Origin of the sequence: Campylobacter concisus (assembly GCF_015230035.1) — a bacterium.
Lineage (GTDB): Bacteria > Campylobacterota > Campylobacteria > Campylobacterales > Campylobacteraceae > Campylobacter_A > Campylobacter_A concisus_BK.
On sequence record NZ_JAAKZD010000008.1, the window covers coordinates 69,439 to 86,002 of the forward strand.

The 16,564-nt window shown below is 39.2% G+C and carries 17 protein-coding genes, 1 other RNA gene and 1 pseudogene; 11 read left to right on the forward strand and 8 right to left on the reverse strand.

What is annotated here, in order from left to right:
* Positions 1 to 31 precede the first annotated feature (31 nt).
* The gene (dapF, locus tag G6W41_RS06780) at positions 32 to 775 is read right to left on the reverse strand and encodes a diaminopimelate epimerase (RefSeq protein ID WP_194171005.1); all 744 of its coding nucleotides are present in this window, start codon (positions 773 to 775) and stop codon (positions 32 to 34) included.
* Between the two features lie 75 nt (positions 776 to 850).
* Between dapF and G6W41_RS06785 the strand changes: the two genes are divergently transcribed.
* Positions 851 to 1,471 carry a DNA alkylation repair protein gene (locus tag G6W41_RS06785; protein ID WP_194171006.1) on the forward strand — a complete coding sequence of 207 codons (621 nt, stop codon included), beginning with the start codon at positions 851 to 853 and terminating at the stop codon, positions 1,469 to 1,471.
* Here the strand turns inward: G6W41_RS06785 and coaE are convergent.
* Entirely contained in the window at positions 1,461 to 2,063 is a 603-nt protein-coding gene (coaE, locus tag G6W41_RS06790; protein ID WP_194171007.1) for a dephospho-CoA kinase, read from the reverse strand. The genes G6W41_RS06785 and coaE overlap by 11 nt on opposite strands.
* 79 nt (positions 2,064 to 2,142) lie before the next feature.
* Between coaE and purM the strand changes: the two genes are divergently transcribed.
* From purM to G6W41_RS06805, 3 genes are read left to right on the forward strand one after another with little or no spacing between them, the layout of a single operon-like run.
* Positions 2,143 to 3,126 carry a phosphoribosylformylglycinamidine cyclo-ligase gene (gene purM / locus G6W41_RS06795; RefSeq protein WP_194171008.1) on the forward strand — a complete coding sequence of 328 codons (984 nt, stop codon included), beginning with the start codon at positions 2,143 to 2,145 and terminating at the stop codon, positions 3,124 to 3,126.
* Positions 3,126 to 3,335 carry a hypothetical protein gene (locus G6W41_RS06800; protein ID WP_194171009.1) on the forward strand — a complete coding sequence of 70 codons (210 nt, stop codon included), beginning with the start codon at positions 3,126 to 3,128 and terminating at the stop codon, positions 3,333 to 3,335. The genes purM and G6W41_RS06800 overlap by 1 nt, the downstream gene beginning before the upstream one ends.
* Before the next feature lie 15 nt (positions 3,336 to 3,350).
* Positions 3,351 to 3,770, forward strand: coding sequence for an RDD family protein (locus tag G6W41_RS06805; RefSeq protein ID WP_194171010.1), 420 nt, complete (start codon positions 3,351 to 3,353; stop codon positions 3,768 to 3,770).
* A 362-nt stretch (positions 3,771 to 4,132) separates the two neighbouring features.
* On the opposite strand, the gene G6W41_RS06810 is transcribed toward G6W41_RS06805, so the two are convergent.
* On the reverse strand, positions 4,133 to 4,567 hold the full coding sequence (locus tag G6W41_RS06810) for a hypothetical protein (protein ID WP_009295127.1): 435 nt from the start codon (positions 4,565 to 4,567) through the stop codon (positions 4,133 to 4,135).
* 113 nt (positions 4,568 to 4,680) lie between these two features.
* Here G6W41_RS06810 and ffs point away from each other — a divergent pair.
* An RNA gene (gene ffs / locus G6W41_RS06815) (signal recognition particle sRNA small type) lies at positions 4,681 to 4,778 on the forward strand.
* Here ffs and G6W41_RS06820 read toward each other — a convergent pair.
* The 5 genes from G6W41_RS06820 to dnaA all read right to left on the reverse strand — a co-directional run bounded on the left by G6W41_RS06820 (position 4,765) and on the right by dnaA (position 11,493).
* A complete protein-coding gene (locus G6W41_RS06820) occupies positions 4,765 to 6,000 on the reverse strand; it encodes an HD domain-containing protein (protein ID WP_021085664.1) in 1,236 nt (411 codons plus the stop codon). The two genes, ffs and G6W41_RS06820, sit on opposite strands and share 14 nt — an antisense overlap.
* Positions 6,000 to 6,617, reverse strand: coding sequence for a preQ(1) synthase (gene queF / locus G6W41_RS06825; protein ID WP_242039921.1), 618 nt, complete (start codon positions 6,615 to 6,617; stop codon positions 6,000 to 6,002). The genes G6W41_RS06820 and queF overlap by 1 nt, the downstream gene beginning before the upstream one ends.
* A 17-nt stretch (positions 6,618 to 6,634) precedes the next feature.
* The gene (gyrB, locus tag G6W41_RS06830) at positions 6,635 to 8,944 is read right to left on the reverse strand and encodes a DNA topoisomerase (ATP-hydrolyzing) subunit B (RefSeq protein WP_194171011.1); all 2,310 of its coding nucleotides are present in this window, start codon (positions 8,942 to 8,944) and stop codon (positions 6,635 to 6,637) included.
* Between the two features lie 17 nt (positions 8,945 to 8,961).
* Complete coding sequence (gene dnaN / locus G6W41_RS06835; RefSeq protein WP_103597789.1) at positions 8,962 to 10,029, reverse strand: DNA polymerase III subunit beta; 1,068 nt, start codon at positions 10,027 to 10,029, stop codon at positions 8,962 to 8,964.
* Positions 10,030 to 10,182: 153 nt separating this feature from the next.
* Entirely contained in the window at positions 10,183 to 11,493 is a 1,311-nt protein-coding gene (dnaA, locus tag G6W41_RS06840) for a chromosomal replication initiator protein DnaA (RefSeq protein ID WP_002940543.1), read from the reverse strand.
* 122 nt (positions 11,494 to 11,615) lie between these two features.
* Between dnaA and ruvC the strand changes: the two genes are divergently transcribed.
* The 6 genes and pseudogenes from ruvC (at position 11,616) to G6W41_RS06865 (ending at position 16,562) form a co-directional block, all read left to right on the forward strand.
* On the forward strand, positions 11,616 to 12,095 hold the full coding sequence (gene ruvC / locus G6W41_RS06845; protein ID WP_087583362.1) for a crossover junction endodeoxyribonuclease RuvC: 480 nt from the start codon (positions 11,616 to 11,618) through the stop codon (positions 12,093 to 12,095).
* 16 nt (positions 12,096 to 12,111) lie between these two features.
* Positions 12,112 to 12,801, forward strand: a complete 690-nt coding sequence (locus tag G6W41_RS06850; RefSeq protein WP_149713649.1) for an MOSC domain-containing protein — start codon at positions 12,112 to 12,114, stop codon at positions 12,799 to 12,801.
* Positions 12,802 to 12,906: 105 nt separating this feature from the next.
* A pseudogene (locus tag G6W41_RS10495) lies at positions 12,907 to 13,641 on the forward strand (cache domain-containing protein); the annotation flags it as partial.
* Between the two features lie 750 nt (positions 13,642 to 14,391).
* Positions 14,392 to 14,832, forward strand: coding sequence for a methyl-accepting chemotaxis protein (locus tag G6W41_RS10500; RefSeq protein WP_411160869.1), 441 nt, complete (start codon positions 14,392 to 14,394; stop codon positions 14,830 to 14,832).
* A gap of 106 nt (positions 14,833 to 14,938) precedes the next feature.
* Positions 14,939 to 15,454 (forward strand): S-ribosylhomocysteine lyase, encoded by a 516-nt coding sequence (luxS, locus tag G6W41_RS06860; RefSeq protein ID WP_194171013.1) that lies wholly within the window; start codon positions 14,939 to 14,941, stop codon positions 15,452 to 15,454.
* 1 nt (position 15,455) lies between these two features.
* Positions 15,456 to 16,562 carry a DNA adenine methylase gene (locus G6W41_RS06865; RefSeq protein ID WP_194171014.1) on the forward strand — a complete coding sequence of 369 codons (1,107 nt, stop codon included), beginning with the start codon at positions 15,456 to 15,458 and terminating at the stop codon, positions 16,560 to 16,562.
* Positions 16,563 to 16,564: the final 2 nt, after the last annotated feature.

A 16,564-nucleotide genomic window follows, 5' to 3' on the forward strand; every position in this document is an offset into this window, starting at 1 on the left:
CAAAGCAAGCATTAGAAGCTCGCTCTAAAAGCTAAATTTTGATACTCGTATCAAAGCAGTGTTTCACCGCTCCGCTAAATAAAATTTTACCGTTTTCAAGCCTAAGTCCAAGCTCCTCGCCGCTTTTTGGATAGACTTTTAGGCATTGCGCTGCGTTTAAATTTAAAGTAGCGCCATAAAAGCAAGCCGCCATGCCAGTGCCACAAGCTAGCGTCTCGTCCTCCACGCCCCTTTCGTAGGTTCTCACCTTTAAAACTCCGCCATCAAATTTGGCTAAATTTACATTTGCATTGTATTTTTGACGAAGCGCCCTGCACTCTTTGACGTCAAATTCATCTAAATTTTGTGTGAAATTTACAAGATGCGGCACGCCTGTATCGTAAAAATACCAAGTTTTGCCACCTTCATTTAGCGGTTCGCTTAAGATTTTTGGACTTATTAGCACGACCTCTACGCGCTCATCTTTCACACTTGCCATCACCTCGCCGCTACCAGTTAGCAAGGCAAATTCGCTTGAACTCACAAGGCCGTTTAGATAGGCATATCTAGCAGCCGCACGCGAGCCGTTGCCACACATCGCAGCGTAGCTTCCGTCGCTGTTGTAAAACTCCCATTTTACGCCCTTTTCGTAAGGCAAAAGCACGATGAGCCCGTCAGCTCCCACGCCGTTTGTTCGGCTGCAAATCTGCCTCGCAAGCTCGCTTCTATCTTTGCTCAAAAATGTGTGAAATATGACAAAATCGTTGCCGCTAGCGTTGTATTTTGAGACTTGCATGAGCTATCCTTTTATTTTTTGCGTGATTTTACTAAAATTTAGGTAAGAGTTTTTAATAAATTTAAAGGAGCCACCTTGAAGAGCTACATCTTAAATTTAGAAAAAGAGTTTTCTTTGATAGAAAATGGCTTTAAAGAGCAAGAAAGAAGGGCTTTGGCTGACTATAAAGCAAAGGGAGCAGAGCGCTGCAAAGAGCTTGCATACCTAGCATACGGCTCGAATGTCTATCAAGTGCGGATGTATGCGGTTTTTCTCTTTGGGCACCTATCAAATAGTGAAAAAATTTTGACGTTTATGAGAGATGAAGTCTCAAAAGATGAAAACTGGAGGGTTCAAGAGGTGCTGGCAAAGGCGTTTGACGAGTTTTGTAAAAAAATTGGCTACGAGCAGGCACTTTTAACGATCGATGAGTGGCTAAAAAGCGGCAACGCAAATGCAAAAAGAGCCGTAAGTGAGGGGCTTAGGATATGGACAAATAGGCCTTATTTTAAAGATAACCCAGATGAGGCCATTAGGCGCCTAGCCAGCCTAAAAGAAGACGAGAGCGAGTATCTTAGAAAGTCGGTTGGCAATGCTCTAAAGGATATAAGCAAGAAATTTCCAAATTTAGTAAAAACCGAGCTTGATAGCTGGAATTTAGCTAGTAAAGAGAGCTTGCAAACATATAAATTTGCTAGTAAATTTATCAAGAAATAGCGCAAATTTGCTTTAGAAATTTCTCTAGCTCAAGCTTTAAATTCTCCATGTCGCTGCTATTATCTATAACAAATTTTGCCATTTTTTTCTTTTGCTCAATGTCCATCTGAAGCTCTACTCTAGCTTTTGCATCCTCTAAATTTAAACCATTTCGGCTCATTAGACGGCTTAGTAAAAGCTCTTTTGGCGCGTAGATCACAGCTACATTTTTAAACTCAGCGTAACGCTCCTTTTTTTCAAAAAACAAAGGGATATCGACAAAATAAACCTGCCCCAAGCCCTCAAGCTGCGAAGCTTTGAAAAAAATTTCAGCTTTTATCTTTGGATGTAAAATTTGCTCTAAATTTTTAAGCTTTTTTGGATCGTTAAAAACGATAGCGCCCAGTTTTTTGCGATCTATCTTGCCAGTCTCATCTAAAATTTGCTCGCCAAACACTCTCACGATCTCTCGTTTGCAAATTTCAAGCTGTTCGTGGGCGATCAAGTCCGCATCTATCACGCTAAAACCTCGCTCTTTTAGTAAATTTACAACCGTGCTTTTGCCGCTAGCGATCGAGCCTGTGATGACGTAGGCGTTTGGAAATTTCTGCAAACTCGCTCCATTTTTGAAAATTGATAACAATTTTAGCAACTTTTGGCTAAAGTTTTAAAAAATAACCAAAAGGGTGAAAATGATAAGTTATAAAGATGCCGGAGTCGATATAGATGCTGGAAATAGCTTTGTTGAGGCGATCAAGCCTTTCGTAAAATCTACGCAAACACCAAACGTCATAGGCGGCATCGGATCATTTTCAGGTGCGGTCAGACTGCCAAGCGGATATAAAAATCCAGCCATTTTAGGCGCAACCGACGGCGTTGGCACGAAGCTTCGCCTAGCTATCGACGCTAAGAAATTTGATGGCGTTGGCGAGGATCTAGTCGCTATGTGCGTAAATGACCTCATCTGCAACTTCGCCACACCACTCTTTTTCCTCGACTACTACGCGACTGCAAAGCTTGAGATAGAGAGCGCCAAAGAGGTGGTAAAAAGCATCGCAAATGGCTGCAAAAAGGCGCAGTGTGCGCTGATCGGCGGCGAGACAGCCGAGATGCCATCGATGTATGAAAAGGGCGACTTTGACCTTGCTGGATTTGCCGTGGGTATCGCTGAGGCTGACGAGATCGACAGGAGCAAATTTGTAAAATCTGGCGACGTTTTAGTCGCACTTCCAAGTAGCGGCCTGCACTCAAATGGCTTCTCTCTTGCAAGAAAAGTGGTAAGCGAGCTTGGGCTAAAATTTGATGAAAAAGTGGGCGATAAAAAACTTATCGACGTGCTTCTTGAGCCAACTAGAATTTACGTGAGCGACTTTTTAAAATTAAAAGATAAGATCACAGCAATGGCGCATATAACTGGTGGTGGCATAGTTGAAAACTTGCCTCGCGTCTTTCCTGCTGGACTTGGTGCGAAGGTGCAAAAAAGCGCTATAAAAACGCCTGAAATTTTTAAAATCCTAGCTCAAAAAGTAGAAGATAGCGAGATGATGAGGACATTTAACATGGGCGTTGGTATGATCCTTGTTGTGCCTAAAGAAAACGTTGATGCTGTGCTAGCAAATAGCGATGGCTACGTGATCGGCGAAGTGGTAAGTGGCAAAGGCGTTGAGCTAGTTTGATGCAAGAAAATAGCAAAAAATGCTTGCTAAGGACCGAAAATAAGAGCTTTTTTGATCTTAGCATTTATGAATATATAGGCTATTTTGGTGTACTAGAAAGCGATATCAAAAAACTTGATCTTTATAATCACTGGGCGAGGCCTCGCGCACCTCTACTATGCTTTGTGTCACGCATAATAACGGCAAGAAATTTAGCCAAATTTTTATGAATATAGGAAAGTAACTTGGCAAAGCAAAAGGCGAAAATCGCACCGATCTGGGCTAGAGTAAAGGCCTTTATCATCGATCTTTTCATCATCGGTATGCCAGTATTTTACATCAGCACATATCTCGTTCTTGGCGGTAAAGAGGAATTTTTAAACAACCAGCTTGCCATCTTTGTGGTAAATAGCATCATCTCATTTATAATGTGTCTATTTTTTAGCATAAAGGCACAAACTCCAGGCTACAAAGCGCAAGAAATTTATCTCATAAATTTACAAACCGGCAAAAAACTAAGCCTTTTTCATGCGGTCTTGCGCCAAATTTGCTTTGCATTTGCTGGCTTTAGTATTATCGGACTTTGCCTTTGTTTTTTTAGAAAAGACAAGCTAAATTTACACGACATCATAACCCACTCAGCCGCCGTGCAAAAAGCAGCTTAAATTTACTTCGCTCTGTGCTAAAGTAGGCGGTTTTTGCCTAGCTTTGTGTTGATGCTCTCTTTTATAACCTGACAAATATACTCTTTAAAAAGCCCTATGTCTTACTTTAGGCTCTTGTCCTTTACAGGGTAGCAAGCAAGCACCACTAAGAAGTTACAAAACGGGCTAATCTATGCTCTTAATTTTTTATCTTGGCAAAAGCTTTATCACAAAATAATGCACATTTATCAATGTAAATTTAGCTGATGAATTGTTGTTTCAAATTTTTGGTCACAAATTGCCTAAACTAGCTAAATAAATAGAGAAAATGAAGAAATTTAGCTACAAGCCACGAAAAATTTTTGATTAAATTTGAGTGAAATTTAAGCACTTTGCGAGTAGAGTTTGACCTCGTTTATCAAAAACTCATAGACTCTTTGTTGCACTAAAATTTCCTCCTCGCAGCCACTCATCAAGCGGCGAAGGTGCGAAAAGTCTATCTTTTTAGCATATCTTTTGTGGTCTTTCATATCTTTATCTATGCTTAAAAGAAGCGTATCAAGCGTGATCCTATCGTTTCTTTTGACCCTTGCCACATACTCTCTAACAGTTTGGATTAAGAAGTCTTTTCTAGTCTGATCGTTTTCATAAATTTCATTTACGATGTCGTTTAAGATAAAAAAATCATCCTCATCTGGGTCAAATTTAGCCGAGATAATCGCAGCAAAAATTTTGGCACGAAACTCTAAAGACTTGTGATGATAGACAAAAAAATCTCTAAAGGCCGATAAAAAACGAAGTTTGATCTTTCCTGACATTGCCCTACTTTTGGTGAAATTTATGTGAGATTATATACTCTTAAAGCTAAATTTTTAAAAATGTAACTATAAAACTAAATTTAAGTATAGTTTTTGTATGATTGCGAAGCTCCTTCTTAGACCTGTGCAATGCTTTTTATGAGCACCGCTTCAGGGTGGGAACACAGCAGAGCACTTGTATTAAGTGTGTGCCGCAGTCATCTGAGAGGGGGTCTTTCTAAACCAAAATGCTCATTAAAATCATCGCAAATTTCTAAAAAATCCACTCCATCGATCTTAGGTTTTTCGCTAAAAAATTTATACATATTATTAAAACCATCGGTTAGCTCTTTTGACTTGACACCGTAGCTTATAGAAATTCCAGCTTCGATGTAGGCTGAGAGCTTGTCGCAGTATTTTAGCGCTTTGCCATCTATCGGGTTAAATTTATCCTCATTTACGTTTTCCATAGTCCCTTCGTGGCAGATGATCTTGCGCTCATAAGTCCTATTTTCAAACTCATCTTTGATAAATTTCTCGCCATCTTTTCTGATACCAAGGATGTAGCTAAACTCATCTTTGATCTTTTCTGGCACAAATGGCAAAATCCTCTCATCAATAAGCCTCATCTCATACTCGCTGATGATCTCATTTAGCCCCTTTACGCCGTATTTTACAGGGCTTATGATATCTCTTGTGAGGCTCTCTGGCAGGTCGTGAAATAGTGCACAAAAGAAGTTATTTTCTAGCCGTTTTTTGCAAGCTTTTGCTTTTAGTGAGTAAAAATAGCTAAGTATCGCAACAACTAGCATATGTCCTAAGACCGCAGTTTCAGGGATGCGAGGCGTTTGTGCCCAGCGCTTTTGAAACCTTAGCCTGCCACTTAGATCAACAAGGCGGGCTAATTTTTGATTCATAGCGATCTTTCTAACGCCAATTAGCTCATAATAATCCTCCATCTCCTCCTCAACCTTCGCCTTAAGCTCGTCGATATCGCTTAAAAACTGGCTCGTTTGATAGACGATAGAAAATTCCCACCTCGTGGCAAGATAGCTCGCTGCTTTTAGTATAAGGCGCTCTTTTTCGTGAGTTTTGTCGTTTTTATAGTGGTTTTTAAACCTCTCCAAAAACTCGCCGCCCTCGATATCTGAGATGAGCGTCTCAAGATTGCTTAAAACCCAGCTATTTATCTGCTCTTTTTTTGTCTTTTGGATGTGGTGAAAGACGTCAGGGCGTATGTCTGTGACTACGACCCTGCTTAAAAACTCAAAAATCCCAGCCTCGATGATGTAGTTCATGTCGGCATTTTGCTCTTGTTTTGCTATGAAATAAGCGATGATAAATTTATGAGCCTGCTTGTCAAGCTCGACTAAATTTGTCATCTTTGGATAGTCGTTCCAACGTGATATAGATGCTGCTTTAAAGATATGTTCTATAAGCTTAGCACTTATCATTATTTATCCTTTTTGACTACTTTTGGCTTCTTATCATCGGCGTAGCTTATCTTTCTAAAGCCCTCTTTGTTTGAGCTTCTTCTTGACTTGTCATCTTTTTTAAATTTATCATCTCTGCTGCCTCTACTGCTAGCGCGGTCGCTTGTGCTACGTCTCTCACGTGGCTTATCGCTAAAGCTTTTTTCCCTACTTCTTGGAGCGTATTCTTTCTCTTCAGCTGGCTTTTTTACGACTAGATCAGAGCTGATCTCGATAATCGTATGAACATTTCCACGTGGGTTAAAGTCGCCAACTATCTTCATAAATTTAGGCTCAAGTTTTTTCTCTAAAACAGAGTAAATTTCATTTATACTATCTTCGTGGCTGATGTTGCGGTTCATAAAGCTATTTATATAAAGCTTTATCGCTTTTAGCTCGACAACTAGCTTATTTGGGATGTACTCAAGGTATATGGTCGCAAAGTCAGGATAACCAGAGCGAGGGCAAAGGCAGCAAAACTCAGGCAAAGTGATCTTTATGACATAGTCCCTTGTTTGCTTATTTTCCCAGACCTCAAGGTCACTCTCTACATCAAATTCTTTTAAAATTTTCTCGCCATACTTCATCTCTTCGCTCATTTTTTATCCTTTTTATTTTATATATCCAAGTGTTTAACGTCTTTTGCGTGGTCTTGGATGTAGTTTCTTCTTGGCTCGACTTCATCGCCCATGAAGAGATTAAACGTATCAGAAGCGCTTATAGCGTCGTTTATATCGATCTTTAAAAGTCTTCTGTTCTCAGGGTTCATCGTAGTCTCCCAAAGCTGCTCAGGGTTCATCTCACCAAGACCTTTGTAGCGCTGGATATATGCACCTTTTTTCGCATTTTTCTCTACTTCATCAAGCACGTCTATAACGTCACTATGCAAGTCTAGGCCACGCTCTTTTATCTTTTGGCTGATGTAAAGCGCCTCTTCATAGAGTGGATTTGTGAATAAATTTTCATTTACCACAAGCTCTTCTAGGCCGCTTTCAGTTTGCACATAAATTCTAATCTCATCTTCGCTAACGTAGTGGTTTAGGATGTTGTGACCCTCAGCTTTTAAGAAGTCTCTTAAAATTTCAAAAATTTCATTGTAGCTTTTCGAGACGATGTCTGGATTTTCTATTATATAGCGGATCGCTGAAAGGACGTTAAAGCGTTTTTCAAGCTCTTTTAAGACGCTTCTATAAGCTGCAACGATCTTTAAAAAGTCGATCAAATCCGCACTACCAATGCCCTCTATATCAACGCCCTCGATGCCAGTTTCGATAAGAAATTCGTTTAGTGCTTTTTCATCTTTTAGATAAATTTCTTTTTTACCTTTTTTATAGCGGTAAAGTGGCGGCTGAGCTAGATAGATGTGGCCGTTTTCTACAACTTTATTTAAAAATCTAAAGAAGAATGTTAAAAGCAGTGTCTGGATGTGGCTACCATCGACGTCGGCGTCGGTCATGATGATGATCTTATGATATCTAAGCTTTTCAGCGTCAAATTCATCTCCGATACCGCAGCCTAGCGCTGTTATCATATTTTTTATCTCATCAGATTTTAAAATTTTATCCAGTCTTGCCTTTTCAACGTTTAGAATTTTACCCTTAAGCGGCAATATCGCTTGAAAAACTCTATCACGTCCTTGCTTTGCAGAACCGCCCGCAGAGTCGCCCTCCACTAGATATAGCTCGCTAATTACTGGGTCTTTGCTCTGACAATCAGCTAGTTTGCCAGGGAGCGTGCCTACACTCATGCTCTCTTTTTTACGAGTTAGATCCCTTGCTTTTTTAGCTGCCTCGCGACCACGAGCTGCCATTAGAGCTTTATCCATTATCGCTCTTGCTTCGATAGGATTTTCTTCAAAATACTTTGTAAGCACGTCAAAAACCATCTTTTGAACGATAGGTTTTACGTAGCTTGAGCCTAGTTTGCCCTTTGTTTGTCCCTCAAACTGCGGCTCTGGCACTTTTACACTAACAACTGCGATAAGTCCCTCGCGGATATCTTCGCCAGTTATCTTTGTATCTTTTTCACGTGCAGCAGCATTTGCTTGAACGTAGTTTGTGATAACTCTTGTTAGGCCCGCTCTAAAGCCTGCCTCGTGAGTACCGCCATCTGGAGTTTTGATATTATTTACAAAGCTTAGTAAATTTTCACTATAAGTGTCGTTGTAAAGCAGTGCAAAATCAACCATAACATCATCTTCGCCGCCGCTAAATGAGACTGCTTTGCTAACAGCATTTGCCTTGTTCATATCAGTTACAAAGCTCTCAAGTCCGCCTTCAAAATGAAAGCTCTCGCTTCTGCCATTTCTTTGATCTTTGAAATTTATAGTTATCTTTGGGTTTAGATAGGCTAGCTCGCGAAATCTTTTTACTAAAATTTCATCATCAAATTCAGTCACTTCAAATATGCTATCATCTGGCCAAAACTCAACCTGCGTACCTGTGCGGTTTGTAGTCTTTATAACTTCAAGATCGCTTTGTGGGATACCACATGAAAATTCTTGCCTATGAAGCTTGCCATCACGCTTGATATTTACGATTAACTTTTTAGAAAGGGCATTTACGACAGATACACCAACGCCGTGAAGACCGCCTGAGACCTTATAAGTATCCTTGTCAAATTTACCACCAGCGTGAAGCACAGTTAGAACAACAGTCGCAGCTGAAATTTTCTCAGTCGGGTGCATATCTACTGGGATACCACGACCATTATCACTAATGATCGCTGAGCCCTCACGTGTAAGCTCAACATCTATCGTATCGCAGTATCCTGCCATCGCTTCGTCGATAGAGTTATCAACGACTTCGTAGATCATATGGTGAAGACCGCTTATGTTAGTATCGCCTATATACATGCCTGGGCGCTTCCTAACCGCCTCAAGACCTTTTAGTACTTTAATATTTTCTGCGCCGTAATTATTTTCCATCATAAACCTTTTTTAACTTATATATTTAATGGACTTATAACCGTTAAAAGCTCTTTTGAGCTAACAACGAAAGGTAAATTTTTATCTTTAAATCCAAACTCAAATTTCTCATCTTCTATGCTTTGTAAGAAGTCTATTAAATTTCTATTTTTTACATTTATGCTGATATCTTCTTCAAGTCCAGTTTGAAACTCTATCATCGTTTTGGCTTCTGAGTTGTCCTCTATGATGCTCTCAAATGTGATGCTCTCTTTTGAAAAAGTTATCTTCATCTGATCGCTTAGCATCGAGATAGTTTTGATGCCTTCAACCATCTTATCTCTGCTTAGCTCAAATCTTATAGCAATATCCTTTGGTATAACGCGCTCATAGTCAGGGAATTTGCCGTTTATCAGTTTTGTGAAAAACTCAAAATTTTGGCTTTGAGCGATGAGGACGTTTTCATCATAGTAAATTTCTATCTTGTCGAAAAATAGCTTTTGAATTTCATTTATCGCTTTTTTAGGGATGATTAGTGAAAATTCATTGCTCGCTTCATTTGCAAATTTAAATACAGCTAGCCTTTTTGTATCAGTACCGACTATATTTATATAGTTTTGTTTTATATCTAGTAAAGCGCCGTTTAGCTCAAATTTAGGGTTGTTGCTATCGATGCATGGCAAAATTTTCTTTAAGCTTCTGCCTAGCATTATGGCATCTATGTCAAATTTAGCCTTGCCATCTATCGTTGGAAACTCTGGGAAGTCTTCAAATTTATACATTGGAAGTTTGTATTTTGAGTTTTTTTGCTTGATGTAAAGATAGTTATTAACAGTTTCAAGCGTTACCTCTTCATCTTTTAGGCTTTTGATGATGTCAAGTAGCTTTTTACCATTTGCAGTTGCATAGCCCTCATCAACGATCTTTACGTTGCTTAGTTTATATGCTAGTCCTATCTCGTGATCAGTTGCTTTTATGTTTAAAACTCCATCTTTTGCAGAGATATAGATGTGAGAAGTTATAGCACTAAGATCTCTTTTTTCGAGATATGGATTAGTGTTTGTTACTATGCTCTCAAGCATGTTTTTGTTTATTAAAACCTTCATTAAATACTCCCTCTTATTTTTAATTTTCTTTTTGTTGTATTAGTTGGTAGCGTGAAAGTGTGAAAACCATCTTTTCTCACGCCAGCATCGTTATTTAAAATGTGAAAAGAATTTTTCATTTCTTCACATTTATTCACGAATTTCATTCTGTTTTTATCCTTTTGTTAAAATTTTGTTCTTTATCTCAGTCACTCTGAGGTTGAAAATTTCGTTGCTCTCCATGAGCTCGTTTATCTTTTTTATGTTGTGACTAACGGCGCTATGGTCTTTCATACCAAAATAGTTTGCGATTTGTGGCATTGAATTTGTAGTGAGCATCTTCGCAAGGTAGATGATGATGCGTCTAGCCTCGACGATGTTTTGCACTCTTGACTTGCTTTTTATGTCACTTGGCTTTATGTTTAGCTCTTTGCTCACGATCTCTATAATGGTCTCTAAATTTATATTTTCATGCTTCTCTTTGATGAGATCTTTTAGTGTGTTTTTAGCAAATTCAAGCGTTATCTCAACTCTCATCAAGCTTGCATAGGCGTTTAAATTTATGATAGCGCCCTCGATCTCGCGGATATTATCGCCCATATTTGTAGCGATGTAGTCGATCACTTCTTTGTTTAGATAAATTTTGTCAAATTCACATTTTTTGATGATGATAGCTATCTTTGTATCAAGCTCAGGTGGCGTGATATCAGCCATTATGCTTTGTTCAAACCTAGACTTTAGCCTCTCATCAAAGCCTTTTAGTATCTTTGCTGGGCGGTCTGAGGTCATGACGATCTGACCTTTTTTGGCAATGAGCTCGTTAAAGGTGTTAAAAAACTCCTCTTGAATTTTATCGGTCTTGCCTAGAAACTGCACGTCATCTATTAGTAAAACGTCGCAGTTTCGGTATTTTTCACGAAATTTAGTCATCGAGTGGCTATTTAGATGCGTGGTAAAATCAATCATAAACTGATCACTCGTCACGCAGATGACGACCTTGCCTTGATCTAGGCAGTAGTTGCCAACTGATTGAAGCAAGTGCGTCTTGCCAAGGCCAGTTGTGCCATATATAAAAAGTGGGTTGTAAAGCACGCCAGGCTTGTCCGCGACTGCTTTTGCGTTTAAAAATGCAAACTGATTTGAGTCGCCGCAGACAAAATTTTCAAATGTATATCCAGGGTTTAAAATGCTGCTTTGTGCCTTGATCTGCTTTACATTTACTTGGTTTTGCTTTATGTTTTTTAGCTTTGTTTGGCTAGTTATCTCGACTTCTGGCTTTTTGCCGGTTTTTACTTCATAAAGGTAGGCGATCTTTTCAGCGTATCTAGTTTTTATAAATTTAGCCATCAATTCACTCGTGGCGTTAAAAACTATAAAATCTTCGTTTGAAGCCTTTTCGTTAAATTTTAATTGTTTGATGTAGCAGTCAAATTCATTAGCGGATATTTTTGTCTGTAAAAGCTCTAAAATCTCGTCTGCTAGCAAATTTAAACCCTTTTGAAGTAATTAATTTTATTAGCGATTTTATCTTAAATTTAATAAAACCTTTGTTAAACTCCGACAAACTTTTTCACGGCGTGAAAAAGTCGTGAAAAAGTATTGAAAAGATTGTGATGAAAATTTTAGGAATCGATCCAGGCACGAAAAATTGCGGTTACGCGATACTTGAAAAGAGCAAATTTAAAACCATACTTCTTGAAGCTGGGCTTATAAAGATAAAGCCAAACACGCTTCAATACCAAATAACAGAGCTTTGTGAGGGGCTTGATCTCATCTTTAAAAACCATAAATTTGACGAGGTCGCGATAGAGGACATCTTCTTTGCCTACAACCCAAAAACGGTCTTAAAGCTCGCTCAGTTTCGCGGGGCACTTAGTCTTAAAATTTTGCAGCTTCATGGCGACTTTGCCGAATACACGCCGCTTCAGGTGAAAAAGACGGTCACTGGCAAGGCAAAGGCTGACAAAGAGCAGGTGGCTTTTATGGTGAAAAAAATTTTAGGCATAAATAAAGAGATAAAACCGCTTGATATCACCGATGCTATCGCGATAGCGCTAACTCACGCGAATAATTTAAGAATAAACTAAATTTGATAGGAAAAATATGGCAACACTAAAAGCTTTACTAATAGGAGATGTGAAAAACTACGGCTCGCAAGGTGCGACTGATAAGCTAAATTTACCTTGGAGCTCAGCTATTTTTAAAGTAGCTCAAAATGGCGAAATTTTTGCAAATGAGCTTGGCTTTGAGGGTGATAGCGTCGCTGATACGAAGCACCACGGCGGCCCTGAAAAGGCTGTTTTTGCAAATTCATTTGCAAACTACGCCGAGTGGGAGAGTTTTTTAGGATTAAAAAACATGGCTTATGGGGCGATGGGGGAGAATTTATGCGTTGATGGGCTTGATGAGAGCTGCGTCTATGTGGGCGATATCCACAAGGTGGGCTCGCTTGTGCTTCAAGTCTCACAGCCTAGAAAGCCATGCTTTAAGCTCTCAAAAAGATGGGGCAATGAAAATATGGCTACTCACATCTTTGAAACAGGCCTTACTGGCTGGTACTACCGCGTCCTTACGCCAGGCTCATGCAAAGCAGGTGACGTGGTAGAGGTTATAGAAAGTGACCCAGTTCATATGAGCATTTTAGAGATAAACAGACTTTTTTACGCGCCAAGTGAAAATTTAAATTTACTAGAGAAATTTAACGCTCTCACCACTCTTACAAATGGCTGGCATGATGATATGAAAAGACGCATCGAGGGAATTTACAGCACCGAATTTATGAGAACACTATAAACATTTATACTTTTGCTCCGATTTTGTTTTTCAAATGAATTTCAAACAAAATTTAAAGGAGCAGAGGTGTTTCGTTCTATCACAAATAAGATAGCACTCGCCTTGATGATTTTACTCATCATCTCGTTTTGCGCTATCTCGGCGGTTAGTTATTTTACTTCAAAGGACAAGATCGTTGAGCTTGTCAGTGGCAAAGAGGATCAGGTTCTTAAGGATATAAAGAGTGTTGCAAACACTTTTTTTGATGAAAATTTAGAGTACGTCAAGAAAATTTCATCAGCAGTTGAAGGCGCTCAAAGTGGCGATGAGATAATGAATTTTGTCTTATTAGAAAAAAAGGTTGCAAACTCTGCGGTGAAATATGTCTATTACGGCGATGAGGACGGACACTTCTTTCAGTCAGATGGTAAAAGAACAACCGTAGCTGATAACTACGACCCGAGAACTAGAGGCTGGTATAAGAGCACAAAAGAGAAAAATAAAGAAATTTATACCGAGCCAAGGGTCACTTCTACAAACGATCTTGTTGTAACTTTCACAGCTCCAGTTACTAAAAATGGTAAATTTGTTGGCGTTGCTGGTATAGATGTGGATGTAAAAAAGGTTAGCGACAAGATCATCGAGATAGGCAACACTGGTGATGGCGGATATGCTTATGTGATGAGAAAAGATGGCACTATGCTCTTTTCTGACGTAGCTTCAGAGGTTGGTACTATCTTGCCAGCTACAAAGGTCGTCTCAGAAAAATATAACAATAAAGAATTTGACGAAAATGGTCTGATCTCATATAAAAACTCTAAAAACCAAGATGTAACTGCTAAAATTTTACCTATCAACGATGATGGCTGGCTTGCAACCGTCGCCATAGGTGCGGATACCTTTTCAAACCACACTATGCCTATCTTAAAAGCTCAGCTAATGCTTGCAGTGCTCTTTATAGTCATACTCTCAGCCATTGTTTTCGTGCTACTAAAACGCTCGCTTAAACCTATCAGCGTTATCCAAGAGAAGCTTTCTGATACATTTAAATTTATCACTTATGAGAGTAGCACTGCCCCAAGCAAGCTAGATATCCACACGACTGATGAATTTGGCGTGATGAGCGAGGAGATAAACAAAAACATAGACAAAGTCATAGCTGGTATCAAGAAAGATAACACCATGCTTGAAGAGCTAAATATAGCTGCAAATAATATGATAAGAGGAAATTTAGGCGTCAAACTAAGTGAAAATCCAAACAACCCATCACTTATCAAACTAAAAGATCTGCTAAATACCTTCTTTAGCTCTATCAGCCAAAATTTAGGCAGCGTCATAAATATCCTAAAAGCCTACTCAAATAACGACTACACCGCTAAGATCGAGCTAAGAGATGACATAGAGGCTGATCTAAAAGCTATGATAGTTGGCATAAATAATGCAGGTGATGCTATAAGCGCTATGTTAAATAGCAACCTAAATCAAGCTCAAATTTTAGAAGAAAAAGCAACGATGCTTGCTGAGTCTATGAGAAATTTAACTGAGGGTGCTAGCAAACAAGCTGACTCTATCCAAGAGAGCGCAGCTGCGGTTGAGCAGATGAGTAGCTCGATGAATGCTATCTCACAAAAGACAGGAGACGTCATAAGACAAAGTGAAGAGATAAAAAATATCATCGTCATCATCCGTGACATCGCTGATCAGACAAATTTACTTGCTCTAAATGCCGCCATAGAAGCAGCCCGTGCAGGTGAGCATGGACGTGGCTTTGCGGTCGTGGCTGATGAGGTTAGAAAGCTAGCTGAACGCACTCAAAAAAGCCTTGGCGAGATAGAAGCAAATACAAATGTATTGGCTCAATCAATAAACGAGATGAGCGAATCTATAAAAGAGCAAGCTGAGGGCATAAATATGATAAATAGAAGTGTTGCCCAAATAGATAACGTCACAAAAGAAAATAGAAGCGTTGTTAGTAACACAAATGACGTAACTAGCGAGATAGACGGCATGGCGAAGGTCATACTAACAGACGTTAGAAAAAATAAATTTTAATATCTCAAACTATTCAAATATTACCAGGCTCATGTAAATTTACGTGGGCCTTTAAATTTTTAAATCTTTTTTACGCTAAAATTACCAAAAATTTAAAGGAGAATATATGCCACTACTTGATAGTTTTTGCGTAGATCATGTGAAGATGAAAGCCCCAGGAGTAAGACTTGCAAAGAGTATGAAGACCCCAAAAGGCGATGATATCAGCGTTTTTGACTTGAGATTTTGCAAGCCAAATGAGGAAATTTTGCCAGAAAAAGGCATCCACACTTTAGAACACCTATTTGCTGGCTTTATGAGAAACCATTTAAACGGCAACGGCGTGGAGATCATAGACATCTCACCGATGGGTTGCAGGACTGGCTTTTATATGAGCGTGATCGGCACACCTAGCGAAGAAGCTGTAAAAAAGGCATGGCTTGCTTCTATGAAGGACATCTTAGAGGTCAAAGATCAAGATAAAATTCCAGAGCTAAATAAATTTCAATGCGGCACTTACAAGATGCACTCACTTGATGAGGCACACGCCATAGCAAAGAAAATTCTAGATCATGGTCTAGTCATCATAAACAACGAAGAGATCAAACTTGACGTTGATGCTATGGGACTAAAAAAGCACTGATTTGAAGCCAGTAAAACAAGAAAATCAAGCCTATCTAAAAGAGCAAATTTTAACCTACCTTGGTAACAAACGCTCTCTTTTAGGCTTTATCGAGCGAGGCGTAAAGCACGCAAAAGATGAGCTTAAAAAAGAGAAGCTTAGCTGCTGTGATCTCTTTAGTGGAAGCGGCGTGGTGGCTAGGTTTTTAAAGCAAAATAGCGAATTTCTAGTCGCAAACGACTTGGAACTTTATAGCTTCATCACCAACTCATGCTATTTGCAAAACGCCACAAACGAACTAAGAGATGAGATAAATTTCTGGCAAAAAAAGCTTGAAAAAGAGATAAAAAAGAGCCTTCATGAGGGCTTTATAACAAGGCTTTATGCCCCGCAAAATGACGAAAATATCGCTTGGGGCGAGCGGGTCTTTTACACAAGAAAAAATGCCATATTCATTGACACCGCAAGAAGGCTCATAGGTGAGCTCTTGCCAGAGGAGATGAGAAAATTTTTCATAGCACCGCTACTTTATAATGCAAGCGTGCATGCAAATACGAGTGGAATTTTTAAAGGTTTTCATAAAAATAAAGAGGGCATCGGTCAGTTTGGTGGCAGGGGGCAAAATGCCATCTCAAGGATCACTTCTGATATAAATTTGACAAAACCAATTTTCTCAAATTTTAGCGTGCCATTTGAGGTCTATCAAAAGGACGCAAATTTGCTCGCAAAAGAGCTTGATGGGCTTGATCTAGTCTATCTTGATCCGCCTTATAACCAGCATCCATACGGCTCAAACTACTTCATGCTAAATCTCATCGCAAGCTACACTGAGCCAAGTAAAATTTCAAAAGTTTCAGGTATTTCAAAGGACTGGAACAGATCAGTTTTTAATAAAAAATCATCAGCAAGCGAGGCATTTTTCGAGCTCATAGCAAATTTAAAGGCGAAATTTGTGCTTATCTCGTTTAACTCAGAGGGCTTTATAAATCAAGATGAATTTGATAAAAACCTAAATAAAATGGGCAAAGTTCATCTACTTCGCCAAAAATATAATGCTTACCGCGGCAGCAGAAATTTAAAAGCTAGAAACATCCACGTAGACGAACTTCTCTACGTTTTGAAAAAGTAAAT

Excerpts from the sequence above, each read along its gene's own strand:
- G6W41_RS06850 (WP_149713649.1), top strand. The coding sequence starts at position 12,112 with ATGGCAACACTAAAAGCTTTACTAATAGGAGATGTGAAAAACTACGGC.
- dapF (WP_194171005.1), bottom strand. The coding sequence starts at position 775 with ATGCAAGTCTCAAAATACAACGCTAGCGGCAACGATTTTGTCATATTT.
- gyrB (WP_194171011.1), bottom strand. The coding sequence starts at position 8,944 with ATGGAAAATAATTACGGCGCAGAAAATATTAAAGTACTAAAAGGTCTT.
- G6W41_RS06800 (WP_194171009.1), top strand. The coding sequence starts at position 3,126 with ATGCAAGAAAATAGCAAAAAATGCTTGCTAAGGACCGAAAATAAGAGC.
- G6W41_RS06820 (WP_021085664.1), bottom strand. The coding sequence starts at position 6,000 with ATGATAAGTGCTAAGCTTATAGAACATATCTTTAAAGCAGCATCTATA.
- dnaN (WP_103597789.1), bottom strand. The coding sequence starts at position 10,029 with ATGAAGGTTTTAATAAACAAAAACATGCTTGAGAGCATAGTAACAAAC.
- purM (WP_194171008.1), top strand. The coding sequence starts at position 2,143 with ATGATAAGTTATAAAGATGCCGGAGTCGATATAGATGCTGGAAATAGC.
- G6W41_RS10500 (WP_411160869.1), top strand. The coding sequence starts at position 14,392 with ATGAATGCTATCTCACAAAAGACAGGAGACGTCATAAGACAAAGTGAA.
- G6W41_RS06810 (WP_009295127.1), bottom strand. The coding sequence starts at position 4,567 with ATGTCAGGAAAGATCAAACTTCGTTTTTTATCGGCCTTTAGAGATTTT.
- luxS (WP_194171013.1), top strand. The coding sequence starts at position 14,939 with ATGCCACTACTTGATAGTTTTTGCGTAGATCATGTGAAGATGAAAGCC.
- queF (WP_242039921.1), bottom strand. The coding sequence starts at position 6,617 with ATGAGCGAAGAGATGAAGTATGGCGAGAAAATTTTAAAAGAATTTGAT.